Origin of the sequence: Sandarakinorhabdus oryzae, from assembly GCF_009733735.1 — a bacterium.
GTDB lineage: Bacteria > Pseudomonadota > Alphaproteobacteria > Sphingomonadales > Sphingomonadaceae > Sandarakinorhabdus > Sandarakinorhabdus oryzae.
The window spans coordinates 1-706 of the sequence record NZ_WNJP01000386.1 but is presented as its reverse complement, the minus strand read 5'-3'; the positions used below and the strand labels follow the sequence as shown (position 1 = coordinate 706).

Annotated in this window: 2 pseudogenes; both read right to left on the bottom strand. The window is 70.0% G+C overall.

From position 1 onward, the window contains the following. Positions 1–395, bottom strand: a pseudogene (locus tag GJ693_RS16455) (amidohydrolase family protein); the annotation flags it as partial. Positions 396–450: 55 nt separating this feature from the next. Continuing rightward, a pseudogene (locus tag GJ693_RS17325) lies at positions 451–706 on the bottom strand (ComEC/Rec2 family competence protein); the annotation flags it as partial.

Sequence of the window (706 nt, the reverse complement as noted above, 5' to 3'; positions counted from 1 at the left end):
GCGGCGGCCAGGTGCGCCTCCAGCACCGGCCGCGCGGCGGCGCCCAGGGTGAGATCGGCGTGGCCGACGATGCCGGCGCAGGCGCGGGCGGTGCCATAGAGGCCGGAAGCGCTCATCGCGGCGACACCGTTGACGAATTCGGTTTCGCCGACGCAGCGCAATTCCGGCGGGCCATCGGCCCGGTAGAAGGCGCCACATTCGAGGAACACCGTGGCGATGATATTGTGGCCGGCCTTCATGTCGGCATTCAATTGATCGAGCAAGTAGAGCGGGCTGAGGCCAAGCGCCTTTTCAAACGGATAGGCGCCGGGCGCCGGCAGCGGGAAGATGCGCCGATCCCAGAGATGATGGTGCGGGTCCACGATCGGGCGGGCGGGATCGATGATGTCGGCCATGTGAGTCTCCCCTGCCTGCAGCATCGCCACTCACCGGCAATGCGGCAAGCCTGCGCTATTGGGCGGGCTGCTCGAATGCTGACCAGGGCCGGTCGCCAGCACCATCCGCCACGGTCTCCACCCGCCCCGCGTCCAGCCAGATGGCGGTGGCGCCGGTGCGGGCCAGGGCGGCAGCATCCAGCTTCAGCCAGCGCGGCCGGCACCAGGCCGGCAGGCGGCGATCGGCGACGATGATGTCAGCGCGCGCGCAGGCCGGCCCAAAATCGGCGCGCGGGATCAGGCTGCGGCCAGTGATGGCAAGCAGCCGCCAG